16 protein-coding genes are annotated in these 19038 nt (G+C 70.9%); 11 read left to right on the top strand and 5 right to left on the bottom strand.

The features are described 5' to 3' along the window. Window positions 1-178: 178 nt before the first annotated feature. Genes lptE through rsfS form a run of 4 tightly spaced genes read left to right on the top strand, consistent with a single transcriptional unit; the run spans window position 179 to window position 3056 of the window. Window positions 179-829: an LPS assembly lipoprotein LptE gene (gene lptE / locus V1318_RS07480; protein WP_332939030.1), complete on the top strand. Its 651-nt coding sequence runs from the start codon at window positions 179-181 to the stop codon at window positions 827-829. A gap of 2 nt (window positions 830-831) precedes the next feature. Beyond that, window positions 832-1878 carry a DNA polymerase III subunit delta gene (holA, locus tag V1318_RS07475; protein WP_332939029.1) on the top strand — a complete coding sequence of 349 codons (1047 nt, stop codon included), beginning with the start codon at window positions 832-834 and terminating at the stop codon, window positions 1876-1878. A gap of 49 nt (window positions 1879-1927) precedes the next feature. Continuing rightward, window positions 1928-2593: a nicotinate-nucleotide adenylyltransferase gene (gene nadD, locus V1318_RS07470; protein ID WP_332939028.1), complete on the top strand. Its 666-nt coding sequence runs from the start codon at window positions 1928-1930 to the stop codon at window positions 2591-2593. A gap of 40 nt (window positions 2594-2633) precedes the next feature. Next, complete coding sequence (gene rsfS, locus V1318_RS07465; RefSeq protein ID WP_332939027.1) at window positions 2634-3056, top strand: ribosome silencing factor; 423 nt, start codon at window positions 2634-2636, stop codon at window positions 3054-3056. 211 nt (window positions 3057-3267) lie between these two features. Here the strand turns inward: rsfS and V1318_RS07460 are convergent, their stop codons facing one another. Continuing rightward, window positions 3268-4815, bottom strand: a complete 1548-nt coding sequence (locus V1318_RS07460; protein WP_332939026.1) for an alkaline phosphatase PhoX — start codon at window positions 4813-4815, stop codon at window positions 3268-3270. Window positions 4816-4957: 142 nt separating this feature from the next. On the opposite strand from V1318_RS07460, the gene rlmH reads away from it, so the two are divergent. Next, window positions 4958-5428 (top strand): 23S rRNA (pseudouridine(1915)-N(3))-methyltransferase RlmH, encoded by a 471-nt coding sequence (rlmH, locus tag V1318_RS07455; protein ID WP_332939025.1) that lies wholly within the window; start codon window positions 4958-4960, stop codon window positions 5426-5428. A gap of 298 nt (window positions 5429-5726) precedes the next feature. Here the strand turns inward: rlmH and V1318_RS07450 are convergent, their stop codons facing one another. The 3 genes from V1318_RS07450 to V1318_RS07440 form a co-directional block, all read right to left on the bottom strand. Further along, complete coding sequence (locus V1318_RS07450) at window positions 5727-6386, bottom strand: energy transducer TonB (protein WP_332939024.1); 660 nt, start codon at window positions 6384-6386, stop codon at window positions 5727-5729. Window positions 6387-6675: 289 nt separating this feature from the next. Further along, the gene (locus tag V1318_RS07445; protein WP_332939023.1) at window positions 6676-6846 is read right to left on the bottom strand and encodes a hypothetical protein; all 171 of its coding nucleotides are present in this window, start codon (window positions 6844-6846) and stop codon (window positions 6676-6678) included. Next, on the bottom strand, window positions 6843-7625 hold the full coding sequence (locus V1318_RS07440) for an SIMPL domain-containing protein (protein ID WP_332939022.1): 783 nt from the start codon (window positions 7623-7625) through the stop codon (window positions 6843-6845). The genes V1318_RS07445 and V1318_RS07440 overlap by 4 nt, the downstream gene beginning before the upstream one ends. A 124-nt stretch (window positions 7626-7749) precedes the next feature. Between V1318_RS07440 and V1318_RS07435 the strand changes: the two genes are divergently transcribed. The 4 genes from V1318_RS07435 to tldD all read left to right on the top strand — a co-directional run bounded on the left by V1318_RS07435 (window position 7750) and on the right by tldD (window position 15624). Continuing rightward, window positions 7750-8319 (top strand): Maf family nucleotide pyrophosphatase, encoded by a 570-nt coding sequence (locus tag V1318_RS07435; protein ID WP_332939021.1) that lies wholly within the window; start codon window positions 7750-7752, stop codon window positions 8317-8319. A 64-nt stretch (window positions 8320-8383) separates the two neighbouring features. After that, entirely contained in the window at window positions 8384-9871 is a 1488-nt protein-coding gene (rng, locus tag V1318_RS07430) for a ribonuclease G (RefSeq protein ID WP_332939020.1), read from the top strand. Between the two features lie 114 nt (window positions 9872-9985). Beyond that, window positions 9986-13867 carry a YhdP family protein gene (locus V1318_RS07425; protein WP_332939285.1) on the top strand — a complete coding sequence of 1294 codons (3882 nt, stop codon included), beginning with the start codon at window positions 9986-9988 and terminating at the stop codon, window positions 13865-13867. Window positions 13868-14181: 314 nt separating this feature from the next. Further along, window positions 14182-15624 (top strand): metalloprotease TldD, encoded by a 1443-nt coding sequence (gene tldD / locus V1318_RS07420; RefSeq protein ID WP_332939019.1) that lies wholly within the window; start codon window positions 14182-14184, stop codon window positions 15622-15624. 233 nt (window positions 15625-15857) lie between these two features. On the opposite strand, the gene yjgA is transcribed toward tldD, so the two are convergent. Further along, window positions 15858-16427, bottom strand: a complete 570-nt coding sequence (yjgA, locus tag V1318_RS07415) for a ribosome biogenesis factor YjgA (protein WP_332939018.1) — start codon at window positions 16425-16427, stop codon at window positions 15858-15860. Between the two features lie 98 nt (window positions 16428-16525). Here yjgA and pmbA point away from each other — a divergent pair, with 98 nt between their 5' ends. Both pmbA and V1318_RS07405 read left to right on the top strand, forming a co-directional pair. Continuing rightward, entirely contained in the window at window positions 16526-17908 is a 1383-nt protein-coding gene (pmbA, locus tag V1318_RS07410; RefSeq protein WP_332939284.1) for a metalloprotease PmbA, read from the top strand. A 227-nt stretch (window positions 17909-18135) separates the two neighbouring features. Continuing rightward, a complete protein-coding gene (locus V1318_RS07405; RefSeq protein ID WP_332939017.1) occupies window positions 18136-18498 on the top strand; it encodes a DUF4870 domain-containing protein in 363 nt (120 codons plus the stop codon). Window positions 18499-19038 lie beyond the last annotated feature (540 nt).

Here is a 19038-nt window from a genome sequence, read left to right as displayed (position 1 = left end):
CTCGGTCCCCCTTTCCAAAGGGGGAAGCGAAGCCGGGCGAGCGGTCAGCCGTTCCGCTTTTCTGTTCCCCTCTTCGTCGAGGGGCTGGGGGACTGGCTTCTTGCAACCCCTGAAGCCTCGTTCAGCCCAAAGCCGCCCCGCTATTGATGCGCGCGGCCCGCTCGTCCAGACTTCGCGCATGACCCGTCGTCCGTTCATCGCCGCCGCTACGGCTGCCCTCGTGCTGGCCTTGTCGGCTTGCGGTTTCCAATTGCGCAGCGCGCTGACGCTGCCGCCGGACCTGGGTCCGGTGCGCGTGGTGTCGGTGGACCGCTACAGTCCGCTGGCCGAATCGCTGGCCACCGCGCTGACCCGCGCCGGCGCGGTGCCGGCCACGCCGGAGACCGAATCGGCGGCGGTGCTGGACCTGCTGTCGGAGCGCTGGGGCGATACCCCGGTCGCGCTGGACCAGCTCGGCCGCACCCAGGAGTACAGCCTGCGCTACGCGGTGATCTTCGAACTGCGCAAGGCCGACGGCACCGCCCTGGTGCCGCGCCAGACCGTCGAGCTTTCGCGCGACTACGTCTCCAACCCGGTCAACTCGCTGGGCACCGAGGGCGAGCGCGAAGTCCTGCAGCGCGAAATGCGCCGCGAGATGAGCGCCTCGGTGCTGCGCCGCATCGATGCGGTGGTGAAGAAGGTCGACGGCGGCGATGCCGCCGCCGCGCCCGCCGCCCACCGCGAGCGTCCGATCGCCACCGACGCCGCGCAGGCGGCGATGGAGGCGGCCGAATCGGTCGCGCCGCAGGCCCCCGCCCAGACCGAACCGGCACCGCCCAAGCCGCGCTGACGATGGAGCTCAAGCCGGAACAGCTGGCGACCCAAGTCGCGTCCGAGCCGCTGCGTCCCGCCTACCTGATCGCCGGCCCCGAGCCGCTGCGTGTGCTCGAAGCCGCCGATGCCGTGCGCGCCGCCGCGCGCCAGCAGGGCATCGCCGAACGCGAAGTGTTCGAAGCCGAAGGCAACCAGCGCGAGCCGGACTGGAACGCGCTGGAGGCCAGTTTCCGCGCGCCCAGCCTGTTCGCCAGCCGGCGCCTGGTCGAGCTGCGCCTGCCCACCGGCAAGCCCGGCAAGGACGGCGCCGAGGTCATCTCCGGTTTCTGCGCCGACCCGCCCCAGGACGTGTGCCTGCTGGTGAGCTGCGGCGAGTGGAGCAAGCAGCACGGCGGCAAGTGGAGCGAGGCGATCGGCCGGGTCGGCCGGGTCGCGATCGCCTGGCAGATCAAGCCGCACGAATTGCCCGAGTGGATCGAGCGGCGCCTGCGCGCGCGCGGCCTGCGCGCCGACCGCGACGCGGTGCAGAGCCTGGCCGACCGCGTCGAAGGCAACCTGCTCGCGGCCGCCCAGGAAGTCGACAAGCTGGCCCTGCTGTCCGACGGCGAAAGCATCGATCTGGCGCGTATGGAATCCCTGGTCGCCGACGCCGCGCGCTACGACGTGTTCCGGGTGGTCGACGCGGCCATGAACGGGCAGGGCGCGCAGGTCTCGCGCATGCTGGCCGGCCTGCGCGCCGAAGGCGAGGCGGTGCCGGCGCTGCTGGGCATGGTGGTGATCGAACTGCAGCGCGGCGCCGCGCTGGCGCGGGTGAACGCGCGCGGCGGCAACCTGTCGGCGGAGTTCAAGGCGCAGCGGGTGTGGGATTCCAAGCAGCCGATGTACCGGCGCGCCCTGCAACGCCACGACGCGCGCCGCTGGGACGCGTTCGTCGCCCAGGCCGGTCGCGTCGATCGCATGGCCAAGGGCCGCGAAGCCGGCGACGCCTGGGTGGCGCTGGAGCGCCTGCTGCTGGCCGTGGCCGAACCGCGCGCGGCGCGACTGCTGAGCACGGGCGGCGCGTGAACGCGAGCGTGGGCGACGGGCGCTGCGTGGCCGCCGCGACGGTGGCGCGATGAGCCTGCTGGTGTTCTACGGCGGCACCTTCGACCCCGTCCACGACGGCCATATGGCGATCGCGCGCGCCGCCCGCGACGCCTTGGACGCCACCGTGCGCCTGATGCCCGCGGCCGATCCGCCGCACCGCGCGCCGCCGGGCGCGAACGCGGCCCAGCGCGCGCGCATGCTCGACCTGGCGGTCGCCGGCGAGCCGGGCCTGATCGTCGACACGCGCGAACTCGCGCGCGCCGGCCGCTCCTACACCGTCGAGACCCTGCGCGAACTGCGCGCGCAGATCGGCGCCCAGGCGCCGGTCGCGCTGCTGGTGGGCGCCGACAGCTTCCTGGACCTGCCGCAGTGGCGCGAGTGGCAGGCCTTGTTCGATCTGGCCCATTTCGTGGTCGCGCAGCGGCCCGGCAGCCCCCTGGAGCAGGGCCTGGCGCCCGAGTTGAGCGCCCAGATCGCCGGCCGCGAGGCCGCCGATGCGGCCGCCCTGCGGGCCGCCCCGGCCGGCCGGGTGCTGCGCCTGAACCAGCCCCTGCACGCCGAATCGGCCAGTCAGGTGCGCCAGCGCATCGCCGCCGGCCAGCCCTGGCAGGACCTGGTGCCGGCGCCGGTGGCCGTCTATATCGAGCGCCATGGCCTGTACGCGGACCAGGCCTCGCCCGTCGCTCCGCTATAATCTCCGGCGCAACCCCGCTAAGCCCCCCAGAGCCCTTTCCTTGACCAGCCAAGCCCACGTCATCAAGACCCGCATGCCGACCCCGCCCCCGTCCACCGACGCGCTGTTGAGCACGGTGCGCGCGGCGGTCGAGGAACTCAAAGCCAAGGACGTCGTCGAGATCGATGTGCGCGGCAAGAGCAGCGTCACCGACTACATGGTCGTCGCTTCGGGCACTTCCACCCGCCACGTCAAGTCGATCGCCGACGAAGTGGTCAAGTTCGCCAAGAACCTGGACGTTATGCCGCTGGGCGTGGAAGGCGAGCGCGAGGCCGAATGGGTGCTGGTCGACCTCGGCGACGTGGTCGTGCACGTGATGCTGCCGCGCGTGCGCGAGTTCTACGCGCTGGAGCGGCTGTGGACGGTCGGCGACCAGCCGCCCAGCTACGACGAACTGGAGACGGACGAGGAAGATCGCCTGTAAGGCGTCGCTTGTTCGCTACGGAAAACGGCGCCCTCAGGCGCCGTTTTCGTTTGGGTTCGCGTAAAAGCAAATCCCCCTCAATCCCCCTTCTTCAAAGGGGGAAGACAAGCAGGAGCGCCTGCCCCCTTTGCGAAGGCGGAGACAATCGCGGCGTCTGTCCCCCTTTGAAAAAGGGGGCTAGGGGGGATTTGCTCCGAGTCGCGACAAGACCCTACAACGGCCCGCGCTCCCAAGGCCCGGTGATCGCCACCGTGATCCCCGGCGTCTGCAGGTTGACGAACAAGGTGCGCGCGAACGGGTCCCAGCAGGCGCCGCAGAATTCCGAGTCGCGGTGGTCGCCCTCGGGCACGCTCTTGCCCGCGTCGGCGATCTGCTGCGAGGTCAGGGCGACGTTGTTCTTGGCGAAATAGAAGGATTCGCCGGCGCGGGTCAGACCGATCAGTCGCGCGCCGGGGCCGTATTCGTCCGGGCTTTCGCCGCCGTCCTCGCACAGGATCACGCCGCCGCGCGCGCTCACGCTGATGTTGTCGGGGTTGTGCGCGGCGAGCTGGTTGCCGCTCACGAACAGCGCGCGCAGGCGCTGGCTGGACAGGTCCAGCACCCACACCGCGCCGTTGCCGCGGCCCTTGCGGCCCTGGCCGTCGACGCCGGTGCTGGTGTCGACGATGAACATCTTGCCGTAGCTGTACCAGATGCCTTCGCCGCGGCTCATGCGCAGCGCGCCCTCGCTCCAGGCCTGGGCGAAGGTGCCGCTGAGGGTTTCGCCGGCCGAGATGTCGGGGTAGCCGGCCGGGGCGGCGATCGAGTCCAGGTCCGGATCGGGCACGTCGACCCATTCCAGCGTGTATTCGGTGCCGATGGTGGCGACGGTGAGGTCGGCGTTGGGACGCCCGCGCACGCGCGCCGCCTGCAGGCGACCGCCGTGTTCCAGCGAGCCGTAACGGCCGCCGCGATCGTTGGGAATGAAGCGGTACAGGCCGGCCTTGTTGCGGTCGTCCTCGGTCAGATAAACGATGCCGGTACGCGGATCGATCGCCACCGCCTCGTGGCTGAAACGGCCCAGGCCGATCAGCGGCCGGCCGCTGGTGCGCTCGCTGCGCGGATCGACCTCGAACACGTAGCCGTGCTTGCGGCCGGCGCTGGAGACCGCGTCGCTCTTGATCTCCTCGCAGCTCAGCCAGGTGCCCCACGGGGTGGGGCCGCCCGCGCAGTTGACCAGGGTGCCGCCCAGGCTGGGTTCCAGGCTGCCCCATTCGCCGTTGCGGTAGCTCAGGGTGGTGGTGCCGCCGCCGGCGTACTTGCCGCCGCCGAGGTCGCCGGTGTCGTACATGCCCGGGGCCTGGATCGGCGCCGCCGCGCCGCGTTCGTGGTTGCGGATCAGCACGTACTCGGGGCCGTGCGGACGGAAACGGTCGGCGCCCAGACCGTGCGGGCGGCGTCCGCCCGCGCGCACGCCGACCACGGCCATGCCGTCGTGGCGGTCGGGGCAGGGCTGGCCGTCGTCCATGCGGTCGCCGCTCCAACCGAAGGAGCTATAGCTGAAGCCGCGCGGCAACTGCAGCAAGGGCAGGCCGGTGCTGCGGTCGGCCACCGGGGCGAGCGGGCCGTAGCGGCTGGGGACGGGGGCAAGCCGGGTCGGGTCTTGGGCGGCGAGCGCCTGGCGCGAGTACAGCGCGCCTAGCGTGCCCATCGCGCCGACCGCCATCGCGGCGGCGCTGCCCTTGAGGACCTGGCGGCGGGAGGGATCGAAAGCATCCATGGTGCGGCTCCTGCTGGCTGGGGGAGCCTGCACGCTAGGTCGGTGCGATAACCGTTCGATGACACGCGGGTGTCATCGCGTCTGAATGCGACGCAGGCGCGGTTTGCTCCGTGCATGCGTCGCGGACCGCTACCATGGCGCGATGAAAGCGAAACTGATCGCCGTCGGCGAACGCGCGCCGCGCTGGGTCGCCGAGGGTTTCGGCGAGTACCAGAAGCGGCTCTCGCACTGGCTGCCGCTGGAACTGGTGGAAATCGAACCCGGCCTGCGCGGCAAGGGCCGCGATGCCGCGCGCGCGACTGCCGACGAAGGCGCGCGCGTGGTCGCCGCCTTGCCCAAGAACGCCTGCGTGGTCGCGCTGGAGGGGCGCGGGCGCCTGTGGACTTCGGAACAGCTGGCGCAGCGCCTGGAGCATTGGCGCGGCCAGGGGCGCGATCTGGCTTTCCTGATCGGCGGCCCCGAGGGCCATGCGCCCGAGGTGCTCGCGCGCGCCGACGAGCAATGGTCGCTGGGCCCGCTGACCCTGCCGCACATGCTGGTGCGCCTGGTCGCGGCCGAGCAGCTGTACCGCGCGGCGGCGCTGCTGGCGAATCATCCGTATCACCGCGCCTGAGCATCGCCGGTCCGCTGCGCTTCCCTTGGGCTTGTCTCCCCTGCTTGGCTTGTCTCCCCTCTTTGAAAAAGAGGGGCCGGGGGAGATTTGCTTTTCGCTTGATCGAGTAGGGCGGGCAAAGCAAATCCCCTCGCTCCCTTTTTAAGGAGGGGGGCGAAACGTTCTTCGTCTGCGTTCGCGGGCTCCGCTCTTCTCATTGCATGGCGGGTCCCGGGAGCTTCGCTTTTTTGCGCCCAGCGTAATCGGCGCAAAAAAACGGCCCGGCCATACCGGCCCGGGCCGCCCCTCGCCAAAGGACTCAACGTTCCAGGGTGAATTCGATCGGCACCCGGCCGCGCGCCTGCACCGCCTGGCCGCCTTCCATCGCCGGCTGGAAGGTCCAGCGCGACATCACCACGCGGCGCGCGGCCTGGTCGAGCACGCGGTGGCCGCTGCTCTTGACCACGGTCACCTCGATCGGCTTGCCGTCGATGCCGACCAGGATCTCCAGCATCACCGTGCCGGTGAGCTGATTGCGCACCGCCTCGCCGGGATAGGTCGGCGGCGGGTTGTTGACCACCTGCAGGGTCACGCCGGTGAGGGCCTCGCCGCGGCCTATGTCGTTGCGGGCGAAGGTTTCGGGCTGCGGCGGCGTGTCGGGCACGACTAGGCTGTCGGTCGCGATCGGGTCGACGATAGGCGGGGTCGGCGGGATCTCGATCGGCACCGGTTTGGGCGTCGGCGTGTTCGGCCGCACTTTCTCGATCTTCACGACTTCCGGCTTGGGCGGGTCGACTTTGCGCTTTTCCGGAGGGACGAAATTCACGACGATCTCACCGGGCTTCGCCATCCACTGCGGCGCCGACATCGGCACCATCAGCAACATCAGCAGCGCGACGTTGACGGCGATGGCGCCGGCCGTGCCGACGATGCGGCTGCTGTCCAATTGACGGTCGGGGTGTTCGATCGTGTGCGCCATGGAAGCTCTCCTGGAGTGGTCTGCACGGATCGAAACGGGCCGGGGCTGCGGGCGGGGTTAAGCCGGACGAAAAAAAATCGCGGATGTCCGGCGGTCGGCCCGAAGGCGCGTTCCGGTCCCGGTGCGAACACATGGGGACAGGGCGAACGCGGCATCCGCGGGCGGACGCGGGCCGGCGCGGGCGGGCGCGGGCGGGCGCGGGCAGGCGTCGCGCAGCCCGCCAACGGCCGCGGCGCGCAAAGAAGAAGGCCCGCTTGCGCGGGCCTTCGGTACGGCCAATGACGCCGGGTCAGCGGTCGGCCGGATCTGGCGCCGGATCCGGCTCGCGGTCCAGACCGCCCTCGTCCGGATTCGGCGGCCGCTTGGGATGCGGCTGGCGCGCGTCGTCCGGATCGCGCGGCTGCGGCTCGGAGTAGCCGGGCGCGGGCTTGCGCGGGTCGGGGGCGGCCTTCGTGCTCACTTGCCCAGCTCGAACACCACGTCCAGGTTGACCGACAAGGCGCTTTCGCCCGGCGAGATCGAGGTGTCGGCGGCGGCGCCGGCCTTCTCCATGCGCATGGCCATCATCGGCATCGGCGGGTTGAAGCGGCCGCCTTCGCTGATGCTGACGATGCGGCGCACCTTCATGCCCAGGGTCTTGGCGTACATCTCGGCGCGCGCCTGGGCCTTGTCGACGGCGCCGCGGCGGGCCTCGTCGTAGGCGACGTCCTTGACCTTGTCGTCGATGTCGAAGGTCGGGCCGTTGATCTGGTTGGCGCCGGTGGCGACCAGGGCGTCGAGGATCTTGCCGAGCTTGGCGATGTCGCGCACGGTCAGGTTGACCGTGTTGCTGGCCTGGTAGCCGGTGATCACCGGCGGCTGGTTCTCGGCGTAGCGGTACTGCGGGTTGAGGTTCACGCCGCTGGTCTGGATATCGCGCTCGGCGATGCCGGCGGCCTTGATCGCGGCCACGACCTTGGCCATCTGGTCGGCATTGGCGCGCATCGCGCCGTTGGCGTCGGCGGCCTGGGTGACCACGCCGGTCGAGATCACGGCGATGTCGGGCACGCGCTTGACCTGGGCCTCGGCCGACACCGAGAGCAGGGTGCCGTCGGTGGCCACATAGGCCGGAGCGGTCTGGGCGGTGGCGGACATGGCGGTGACGGCTCCGAAGGCGAGGGTGGCGGCCAGCACCAGGGGGCGCAGGGCGAAACGGGACAGGGACGGCGCGGTGCGGTGCCGGCTTGGCGAGGACGACATGTTCAACTCCTGTTGATGTGGGAACTAGGGTGTTGCCGATCCAGTGAACGAATCGTGATCCACGGCGGGGTTGTGCTAACCCGCGTGGGGCGGCGCTCAGTCAGCGCGGGTTATGCTTCGCAGGATGCTCTATCTCGCCTCCAAGTCGCCACGACGCCACGAATTGCTAAGCCGCCTGGGCCTGCCGTTCGGGGTGCTGGACCTCGATATCCCCGAGCATCGCCAGCCCGGCGAGCCCGCCGAGGACTACGTGCGCAGGGTCGCGCGCGAGAAGGCCGGGGCCGGTCTGCTGACGGTGGTCGCCAATCCGAGCGCGCTGGTGCTGGGCGCCGACACCGAGGTGGTGCTGGACGACGAGGTGTTCGGCAAGCCGCGCGACGGCGACGACGCCGCGGCCATGCTGCGCCGCCTGTCCGGGCGCAGCCACCGGGTCATATCGGCGGTGTCGCTGGTCTCGCCGGCGCGCGAGGCCCAGACCGTGTCGGTCTCGGAGGTCGCGTTCGACACCCTGGACGAGGCGCGCATCGCCGCCTACGTCGCCAGCGGCGAGTGGCAGGGCAAGGCCGGCGCCTACGCCATCCAGGGCCGCGCCGAAGCCTTCGTGACCCGCCTGTCGGGCAGCTATTCCGGCGTGATGGGCCTGCCCCTGCACGAAACCGTGCGCCTGCTGCGCGAGGCCGGACTCGATGCGTGACCCGCGCGTCGGCCGCCGCGCTGCCTTCCCCTTCCGTTGACGACCCGCTGAGCGCCTCCACGCCATGACCGAAGAAATACTCGTCAACGTCACCCCGCGCGAAACCCGTGTCGCGGTGGTCGAAAACGGCATGTTGCAGGAGCTGCACATCGAGCGCGGCTGGCGCCGCGGCGTGGTCGGCAACATCTACAAGGGCAAGGTCCAGCGGGTGATGCCGGGCATGCAGGCGGCCTTCGTCGAGATCGGCCTGGAGCGAGCCGCCTTCCTGCACGCGGCCGACATCGTCAAGCCGACCCAGGTCAGCGAAGGCGAGGGCGACGAGGCGCCGCTGCCGCCGACCCCGACCCGGCCGATCGCCGAGCTGTTGCGCGAGGGCCAGGAAATCATCGTCCAGGTGGTCAAGGACCCGATCGGCAGCAAGGGCGCGCGCCTGACCACCCAGCTCAGCATCCCTTCGCGCTATCTGGTGCTGCTGCCGCGCACGCGCGTGGTCGGGGTGTCGGCGCGGATCGAGGACGAGGCCGAACGCCAGCGCCTGAAGTCGCACGTGACCGCGCTGGCGCCGGCCGGCGAAAACCACGGCTACATCGTGCGCACCAACGCCGAAAGCCAGCCCGCCGAGGCCCTGGCCGAGGACGTGGCCTACCTCAGCCGCGCCTGGGCGCTGATCGCCGAGAAGTCGCGCAGCTCGCGCGTGGGCGAGCGCGTGTACGAGGACCTGAGCCTGCCGCTGCGCGCGGTGCGCGACCTGATGCGGCGCGACGTCGAGAAGGTCAAGGTCGATTCGCGCGAAACCTGCGAGCGCCTGCGCGTGTTCGCGGCCCAGTACATGCCGGGCCTGGACGAGAAGATCGAGCATTACACCGGCGCGCGTCCGATCTTCGACCTGTACGGGGTGGAGGACGAAATCCAGCGCGCCCTCGACAAGCAGGTGCCGTTGAAGTCCGGCGGTTATCTGGTGATCGACCAGACCGAGGCCATGACCACGGTCGACATCAACACCGGCTCCTTCCTGGGTCAACGCAATCTCGAGGAAACCGTTTACCGCACCAATCTGGAAGCGGCGCAGTCGGTGGCCCGGCAGCTGCGCCTGCGCAACCTCGGCGGCATCATCATCATCGACTTCATCGACATGACCGACGCCGAGCACAAGCGCCAGGTGCTGCGCCAGCTCGAGAAATCCCTGGCGCGCGACCACGCCAAGACCACGGTTTACGAGTTCTCGCCGCTGGGCCTGGTCGAGATGACCCGCAAGCGCACCACCGAAAGCCTGGAGCGCCAACTCAGCGAGCCCTGCCACGAGTGCGGCGGCCGCGGCACCCTGAAGACGCCGGAAACGGTGACCTACGAAATCTTCCGCGACATCGTGCGCCAGGTGCGCCAGTTCGACGCCCCGCGGCTGCTGGTGATCGCCTCGCCGAAGGTGGTCGCGCGCATCACCGACGAGGAATCGGCGGCGGTGGCCGAGCTCGAGGAATTCCTGGGCAAGTCGATCCGCTTCCAGCCGGACGACCAGTACGCGCAGGAGCAGTTCGATGTCGTGTTGCTTTGAAGCCGGGATTGGGGATTCGGGATTCGGGATTCGCAAAGGCGAATGCCGGCCCGGGCTTTGCCTAATCCCGAATCCCGAATGCCGAATCCCGGCGGCGCGCGGAGCGCGACGCTGATGCCGACCCCGCTGCGCCGCCGTCTGCGTTTCGCCCGCCGCAGCGTGGCCTATACCGGCGCGGTGCTGTTGGTGTTGCTGGCGGTGCTGCTGGGCATCGCCAGCCAGATCCTGCCGATGGCCGAGCGCAATCCGGACCGGATCGCGGCGTGGTTGAGCCAGCGCGCCGGGCGGCCGGTCGCGTTCGATCGCGTTGAAACCCAATGGACGCGGCGCGGTCCGCTGCTGCGCCTGGACGGCCTGCGGGTCGGCGAAGGCGCGCAGGCCTTCGTGGTCGGCGACGCCGAGATGCTGGTGTCGATCTACGCCGGCCTGCTGCCCGGCCATTCCTTCTCCGAGCTGCGCCTGCACGGCCTGGACCTGACCCTGGAGCGCGCCGACGACGGCCGTTGGAAGGTGCGCGGCCTGCCCGGGCAGGAGCAGCCGAGCAAGGACCCGCTGGCGGCGTTGGAAGGCCTGGGCGAGCTGCAGGTGATCGACGGCAAGCTGGCGGTGATCGCGCCCAAGCTCGGCGTCGACGCGCGCATTCCCAAGATCAACCTGCGCCTGCGCGTGGACGGCGATCGCGTGCGCGCGGGCTTGCGCGCCTGGCCCAGCGTCGGCGTCGCCGGCGCACCCGCGTCGCCCTTGGACGCGGCCCTGGATTTCGACCGTAAGCGCGGCGACGGCCGCGCCTACGCCGGCGCGCGCCGCGCCGATCTCGGCGCCTGGACGGCCTTGCTGCAGGTCGCCGGCATCGGTGCCGAGAGCGGGCAGGGCCGCGCCGAGGCCTGGGCCGAGCTGCGCGGCCACCGCGTCGCCATGGTCACCGTCGATGCCGTGCTGGAGCGCGTCGCGCTGCGCGGCGCGCCGCTGGGCGACGGCGACGAGGCGGTGCCGCGGATCCGTTTCGACAGCGTGGAAACGCGCGCGCGCTGGCGCCTGGCCGAGGGCGGCTGGCGCTTCGACGCGCCGCGCCTGCGCATCGGCGGCGGCGCCAAGCAGCAGGTGCTGGACGGCCTGGCGGTCGCCGGCGGCGAGCGCTATGCCTTGCTCGCCGACCGCATCGACGCCGGCCCCCTGCTGCAGGCCGCGGCGCTCAGCGATCGCGTGCCCGCGGGCCTGCGGCGCTGGTTGAGCCGGACCAAGCCGCAGGTGTCGCTGCAGCGCATCTCGGTGGCCGGCCGTCGCGACGGCCCGCTGCACGCGAGCGCGCGCCTCGACGGCCTGGGTTTCGCCGCGGTCGGCACCGCGCCGGGCCTGAGCGGTCTGTCGGGCGATATCGAGGGCGACGCCGACGGTTTCAGCCTGCGCCTGGATCCGGCTTCGCCGATGCGTTTCGACTGGCCCAGCGGCTTCGGCGTGGTCCACACCGTGAACCTCGACGGCACCGTCGCCGGCTGGCGCGAAGGCGCGGGTTGGCGCATCGGTACCCACGCCCTGACCATCAAGGGCGAGGGCTTCGGCGCGCGTGCGCGCGGCGGCATGTGGTGGCAGGGCGACGGCACGCGGCCGTGGATCGATATCGCCGCCGACCTGGACGAGGCGCGGGTGCCGGTCGCCAAGGGCTTCTGGATCCGTCACAGCATGTCGCCCGCGCTGGTGAAATGGCTGGACTCGGCCCTGCTCGGCGGCAGCGTGCGCGACGGCCACGCGATCGTGTCCGGCGATCTCGACAACTGGCCGTTCCGCGACCGCAACGGCCGTTTCGAGGCGACCGCGAAGCTGCACCAGGCGGTGGTCAAGTTCCAACCCGAATGGCCGGCGGCCGAGGGCCTGGACGCGGACGTGGCCTTCGTCGCCGACGGTTTCAGCGTCGACGGCGTCGCCAAGCTCGCCGGCGTCGGCATCCAGCAGATCCATGCCGGCATCGATCACTACAAGGACGGCGCGCTGACGGTGCAGGCGCAGACCAAGTCCGACGCCGCGCAGCTGCTGAGCATGCTGCGCCTGAGTCCGCTGCAGAAACAGCACGCCGACACCTTCGCCAATCTCAGCGCCAGCGGCCCGGCCCAGGTCGCCTTCGACATGAAGCTGCCGCTGAAGCCGGGCAGCGTCACCGCGATCTCGGGTTCGGTGGACCTGGGCGGCGCCAAGCTCGCCGACGCGCGCTGGAAGCTCGCCTTCGACGAAGTGCGCGGGCGCGCCGAATACGCGCGCGGCGGTTTCGGCGCCAACGATCTGGCGGTGCGCCACGAAGGCCAGCCCGGCAGGCTCTCGCTGCGCGCGGGCGATTACGTGCGCGACCGCGGCAACGTGTTCGAAGCCGGGCTCGACGCCAGCGTCGGCGCGCAGTCGCTGATCGAACGCGCGCCGGAACTGGGCTGGCTCAAGCCGTATCTGGACGGGCGCTCGAACTGGACCATCGGCATCGCGATTCCGAGGGCGCTGGACGGCGCCGCGCCGCCGACCCTGCTGCAACTGCATTCCAACCTGGTCGGCACTGCCCTGGAACTGCCGGCGCCGCTGCGCAAGCCGGCCGCTGGCAGCCTGGCGACGACGGTGGAAACGCCGTTGCCGGTGGGCAGCGGCGACATCCGGGTGGGCTTCGGCAACGTGATGGCGCTGCGCGCGCGCACCGTCAACGGCCGCACCGGCGTGCGCGTGGCGCTGGGCGCCACCCGCGTGGACGAAGCGCCGCCCGCGCACGGACTGATCGCCACCGGCCGCACCGGCTCGCTGGACGCGATCGAATGGATGGCCTTCGCCGAAGGCGGCAAGGGCAAGGGCGAAGGCGAGGGCCTGCCGTTGCAGCGCGTGGACGTCACCGCGCAGAAGCTGCAACTGCTGGGCGGCGTGTTCGCCGACACCCGCCTGGTGGTCGCGCCGGCGCCGCGCGGCGCCACCGCGGTGCGCGTCGAAGGCCCGTCGCTGCAAGGCGCGGTGTTGGCGCAGGCCGATCCGGCCGCGCCGCTGGCCGGCAGGTTCGAGCGCGTGTACTGGCGCGCGCCCGCGTCCTCGGCCGCCGGCAACGGCGGCGCGCCGCCGGCGCCGGCGCCGGCGCCGGCGACTGCCGCGCCGGCCGCGAGCGCGGCCGAGGCCGGCTTCGATCCGGCCAAGGTGCCGCCGCTGAACATCGACATCGCCGATCTGCGCCTGGGCGAGGCGCGCATGGGCAGCGCGCGCGTGCGCACCCGCCCCACCGCCGCCGGCATGCGCCTGGAGCAGATCCAGACCCGCGCCGACAAGCAGGCCATCGACATCAGCGGCGACTGGAACGGCCGCGGCGCGGCCGCGCGCACGCGCCTGACCATGAACATCGACAGCGGCGACACCGGCGCCCTGCTGACCGGTTTCGGCTTCGGCGGCCTGGTCGCCGGCGGCAAGGCCAAGATCCGCTTCGACGCGGGCTGGCCCGGCAGCCCGGCCGCATTCGCTCTGGGTTCGCTGGACGGCGGCCTGAGCCTGGACGTGCGCGACGGGCGCCTGCTGGAAGTCGAGCCCGGCACCGGGCGCGTGATCGGCCTGCTCAGCATCGCCCAACTGCCGCGCCGCCTGGGCCTGGATTTCCGCGACCTGTTCTCCAAGGGTTTCGCCTTCAACCGCGTCGGCGGCCACATCGCCGTCGGCAACGGCAGCGCGCGCAGCGACGACCTGGTCATGGACGGCCCGGCCGCGACCGTGAACATCCGCGGCTCGACCAATCTGCGCGCGCAGAGCTACGACCAGACCATCGAGGTCCGGCCCAAGACCGGCAACCTGCTCACCGCGGTCGGCGCGATCGCGGCCGGCCCGGTCGGCGCGGCCATCGGCGCCGCCGCCGGCACCGTGCTGCAGAAGCCGCTCAGCCAGATCGGCGCCAAGACCTACCGCGTGACCGGCCCCTGGAAGGAGCCCAAGGTCGAAGTCATGACCCGCGACCAGACCCGCAACGCCAGCCGCGAGCCGGCGCCGGCCGGCTAGCCGCCTTGGCTGAAGCCCTTCTTGCGGGGAGAAGGGGAGGATCCGGCGCAGGCGCGGGCTGCTCTCGGTGCGAGGTCGGCGATATGCGCGACCCGGGACCTCGATCAGGCGCCAAACCGCCATCGCTGCCCACCTTTCGTGGGAAACCGGCGCCCGATCCCGTCGCATGAACGCCGAACCCGGCCACCGTCCCCGGTTGAACCCGCCCCGCCCAGGCACCATCTCCTGGTCAAACCCTGCGCTGCCCAGTCCCCGCCCAGGCCCCGCCGGCGCCGGTTGGTTAGCATGTCCCCTTCACCGCCCCCGGACTCCCCATGACGCTGCCCCTGCAACTCGCCGAAACCCGCCTGCTGCTGCCCGCCGGCCTGGACGCCAGCGGCCTGGAACGCACCTTCGGCACCCTGCTGGGGCCGGGCGTGGATTTCGGCGATCTGTATTTCCAACACGGCCGCCGCGAGAGCTGGACGGTCGAGGACGGCATCGTCAAGGACGGTTCGCATTCGATCGAACAGGGCGTGGGCGTGCGCGCGATCAGCGGCGAGAAGACCGGCTTCGCCTATTCCGACGAGATCAACGGCGATGCGCTGCTGGCGGCCTCGAAGTCGGCGCGCGCGATCGCACGCGAGGGTTCGGCGCATGCGCCGCGAGCGCTGGTGCGCGGCGGCGGGCGCTCCCTGTACCCGGCCGAGGATCCGATAGACGGCATCGGCAACGAAGACAAGGTCGAACAGCTGCGCAAGCTCGACCGCCTGGTGCGCGCCGCCGACCCGCGCGTGCAGCAGGTCACCGTCAGCCTGTCCGGCGGCGTCGACACCGTGCTGGTCGCGCGCAGCGACGGCGTGCTCGCCGCCGACGTGCGCCCGCTGGTGCGGATCAACGTGCAGGTGTTCGTCGAGCACAACGGCCGCCGCGAAAGCGGCTATGCCGGCGGCGGCGGGCGCTACGGCTATGCCGAGCTGTTCGCCGGCGGCAAGCCCGAGGCGCTGGCGCGCGAAGCGCTGCGCCAGGCGCTGGTGAACCTGGAGGCGATCGACGCCCCGGCCGGCGTGATGCCGGTGGTGCTGGGCAGCGGTTGGCCGGGCGTGCTGCTGCACGAAGCGGTCGGCCACGGCCTGGAAGGCGACTTCAACCGCAAGGGCACCTCGACCTATGCCGGCCGCATGGGCCAGCGCGTGGCCTCGCCCGGCGTCACCATCGTCGACGACGGCACCCTGCCGGGCCGGCGCGGCTCGCTCAACATCGACGACGAAGGCACGCCGACCCATTGCACCACCCTGATCGAGGACGGCGTGCTGGTCGGCTACATGCAGGACACCCTCAACGCGCGCCTGATGGACATGGCGCCGACCGGCAACGGCCGCCGCGAATCCTTCGCCCACCTGCCGATGCCGCGCATGACCAACACCTACATGCTGGCCGGCCAGCACGATCCGGAAGAGATGATCCGTTCGGTGAAGAAGGGCCTGTACGCGGTCAATTTCGGCGGCGGCCAGGTCGACATCACCAGCGGCAAGTACGTGTTCTCGGCCACCGAGGCCTATCTGATCGAGGACGGCAGGATCACCGCGCCGGTGAAGGGCGCGACCCTGATCGGCAACGGCCCGGAGACCATGCAGAAGGTGCGCATGATCGGCCACGACCTGGCCCTGGACGAGGGCGTGGGCGTATGCGGCAAGGACGGGCAGAGCGTGCCGGTGGGCGTGGGCCAGCCCTCGCTGCTGATCGACGGGCTGACGGTGGGTGGCACGCAGTCGTGAGCTGCGCCGGTCTCCTGTTCCCGTCAGGGACAGGTCCCACCAGAAGAGGCTTTCGACGTTCCTTTTCCCGCATGCGGGAAAAGGTGCCCGCCGGGCGGATGAGGGCTGCGATGGAGGAGGGCGCCAAGCGCCCGCGCCGGGCCCTCGCCCCAACCCCTCTCCCGCTTGCGGGAGAAGGGCTACGTATTGCCGCGTTCTCCCCGCAAACGCGAGAGGCGCAAAGCAGCCCTAACTCAGTTCTCGTCGTCCGACACGATCCCGTCGTCGTCGTCGCCGGCCTCGTTCGCGCCCAGCATCACGCCGCGCAGTTCGCGGTAGAGCTCGCGGAACGAGTGCGGCGGCTTGTTGCGCTTGCGCTCTTCCAGGGTGTTGCGCACCAGCTGGCGCAGACGCTGGCGGTCGGCCTGCGGATGTTCGTCGATCAGTTCGGCCAGCGCCGTGTCGCCGCCTTCGAGCAGGCGTTCGCGCCAGGATTCGACCCGGTGCATCGCGGCGACTTCGCGCCGGCCGGCTTCGCCGTTGACGTCGAGCGCGTCGCGGATCGCTTCCAGGGTGGCGTCGTCCTCGCGCCGCATCTGCTTGGCCAGGTAGGCCAGCTGGCGCTTGTGGGCGATGTGCGCGGTGATGCGCCGGCATTCGCGGATGTGCGGCAGCAGGTCCTCCGGGATCGGCAGCCGCGCCAGCTGGGCGTCGGTCAGCTTGGACAGCTGTTCGCCCAGCGACAACACTTCCAGCGCCTCGCGCCGGTTCTGGCTGCGGCTGGGGCTGAAAAATTCGCCGGTTTCCTCGTCTCTGCCGCGCATCGCTACCACCTCTCCTACCGTCAAACCGAATCGAAATCCCGCGACGCCACGGCGTCACGGCAGCCAAGGATAAGACATTGAACGCAGTCGCCCTCCCCCTGACCGCCCCGGCCCACGTCATCGCCGACCCCGAAGCGCGCCTGGACGCCCTGTCCGAGCTCTCCCAGCGCCTGCTCGCGGCCGCGCGCGCGCGCGGCGCCAGTCAGGCCGAGGTCTCGTGCTCGGAAGAGACCGGCCTGAACGTGAACGTGCGCATGGGCGAGGTCGAGACGGTCGAGGCCACCCGCGACCGCGGTATCGCCATCACGGTCTATTTCGGCCGCCGCAAGGGCAGCGCCAGCACCGCCGACCTGCGCGACGACAGCCTGGAGGCCACGGTGGAGCAGGCCTGCGCGATCGCGCGCTACACCGAGGACGACCCCGCCGCCGGCCTGGCCGACGCCGGGCTGATGGCCGCGCCCCAGGCCGAGGGCGGCTGGCGCGCATTCGACAGCTGGCACCCCTGGATGATCGAGGCCGACCGCGCGGTCGACCTGGCCCTGGCCTGCGAGAGCGCCGGCCGCGAGTTCGATGCGCGGGTGGAGAACTCCGACGGCGCCTCGCTGGGCACCGGCGCCAGCCTGGGCGTATACGCCAATTCGCACGGCTTCATCGGCCGCGAGGGCAGCACCCAGCACAGCGTGAGCTGCGCCCTGATCGCCGGCCGCGGCGAAGCCATGCAGCGCGACGGCTGGTACAGCATCGCCCTGGCCGAGGGCGACCTGGAAACCACCGCCGCGATCGGCCGCCAGGCCGCGCAGCGCGCGGTGTCGCGCCTGGCGCCGCGCCAGATCGCGACCGGCGAATATCCGGTGCTGTATGCGGCCGAATCGGCGCGTTCCCTGATCGGCCACCTGTTGGGCGCGGTCTCGGGCGGCGCCTTGTACCGGCGCGCGAGCTTCCTGCTCGACGCCGCCGGCACCCGCCTGTTCCCGGACTGGTTCTCGATCCAGGAGCGTCCGTTCCTGCAGCGCGGCTTCCGCTCCAGCGCCTTCGACGCCGAAGGCGTGGCCACGCGCGAATCGGCGCTGGTGAGCGACGGCGTGCTGCAGCGCTACCTGCTGGGCAGCTACTCGGCGCGCAAGCTCGGGCTGCAGACCACCGCCAACGCGGGCGGCGTGCACAACCTCGAGGTCGCCGCGAACGCCGGCGATTTCGAGGCCATGCTGCGCGGCATGGGGCGCGGCCTGCTGGTGACCGAGTTGATGGGGCAGGGCGTGAACACCGTGACCGGCGATTATTCGCGCGGCGCGGCCGGCTACTGGGTCGAACACGGCCAGATCCAGCATCCGGTCGACGGCATCACCATCGCCGGCAATCTCAAGCGCATGTTCGAGGCCATCGAGGCGGTCGGCAGCGACGTCGACCCGCGCTCGCACCTGCACACCGGCTCCATCCTGGTCGGGCGCATGACCGTGGCCGGCGACGCCGGCGAAGGCTGAGCCCGGCGCCGACGCCGGCCTGTCATCCTGGCCGGTCATGCTGCGCCACCGCATTCGCCTGGCCGTTGCCGGGCGTCGCCTGCGTTGCTACGGGGGCCGCGCCCTGCGGACCGTGCGCCACCGTCCTTGACAGCGGTGGCGACGCGGCTGAGAGTGGGGCGGCTGGGGCGGCCGTACGGCTGCCGCCAATGCCATCCAAAACAGGAACTGGAAAGGGGAAACAAGGAATGAGCGATATCAACGAATCATCGGCCGACGGCAACTCCGAAGACCGGACCCTGGCGCTGATCACCCATCTGTCGGGCATCGTGCTGGGCTTCATCGTCCCGCTGATCATCTGGCTGATCAACAAGGACAAGCCGGAGAAGGCCTTCCTGATCGACCAGTCGAAGGAAGCGCTGAATTTCAACATCACGCTGCTGATCGTGTACGTGGTGCTGTTCGTGCTGACCATCGTGACGCTGGGGCTCGCCAGCCCGCTGTCGCTGCTGGTCTGGGCGGTGTCCCTGGTGTTCTTCATCATCGCCGGCATCAAGGCCAACAACGGCGAGCGTTATCGCTATCCGGTCGCGCTTCGTCTGATCAAGTAACCGATCGCGCAGGGGTTGCCCGACGGGCCCGGCATTGCCGGGCTCGTTGCGTTTCGGGGCCGTGATTTTCTTCTCGCGGGCGGCGGTCGAGGGCAACGGCGAGCCGCGACCGCGAACTTCGGCTACTGCGCTGGCTGGGGTTTTGTTGGGATCCGCTGGCATCGGATTTTGCTTTGGGTCAACGGCTTCCGCCCGCTGCGGCGAGGTCACTTTCTCTCGCCCAGCCCCCTGTAGGAGCGGCGCGAGCCGCGACCGCGAACTTCGGCTACTGCGCTGGCTGGGGTTTTGTCGGGATCCGCTGGCATCGGACTTTGCTTTGGATCAACGGCTTCCGCCCGCTGCGGCGGGTCACTTTCTCTCGCCCAGCCTCCTGTAGGAGCGGCGCGAGCCGCGACCGCGAACTTCGGCTACTGCGCTGGCTGGGGTTTTGTTGGGATCCGCTGGCATCGGACTTTGCTTTGGATCAAGGGCTTCCGCCCGCTGCGCGTGCGGGTCACTTTCTCTTGCTAGCCCAAGAGAAAGTAACCAAAGAGAAGGGCT

This window comes from Lysobacter sp. CCNWLW3 (assembly GCF_036697405.1).
In the GTDB taxonomy this organism is placed as follows: Bacteria; Pseudomonadota; Gammaproteobacteria; order Xanthomonadales; family Xanthomonadaceae; genus Lysobacter.
Note: the sequence above shows the minus strand (reverse complement) of the source record. Positions and strands in the feature narration are given on the sequence as shown.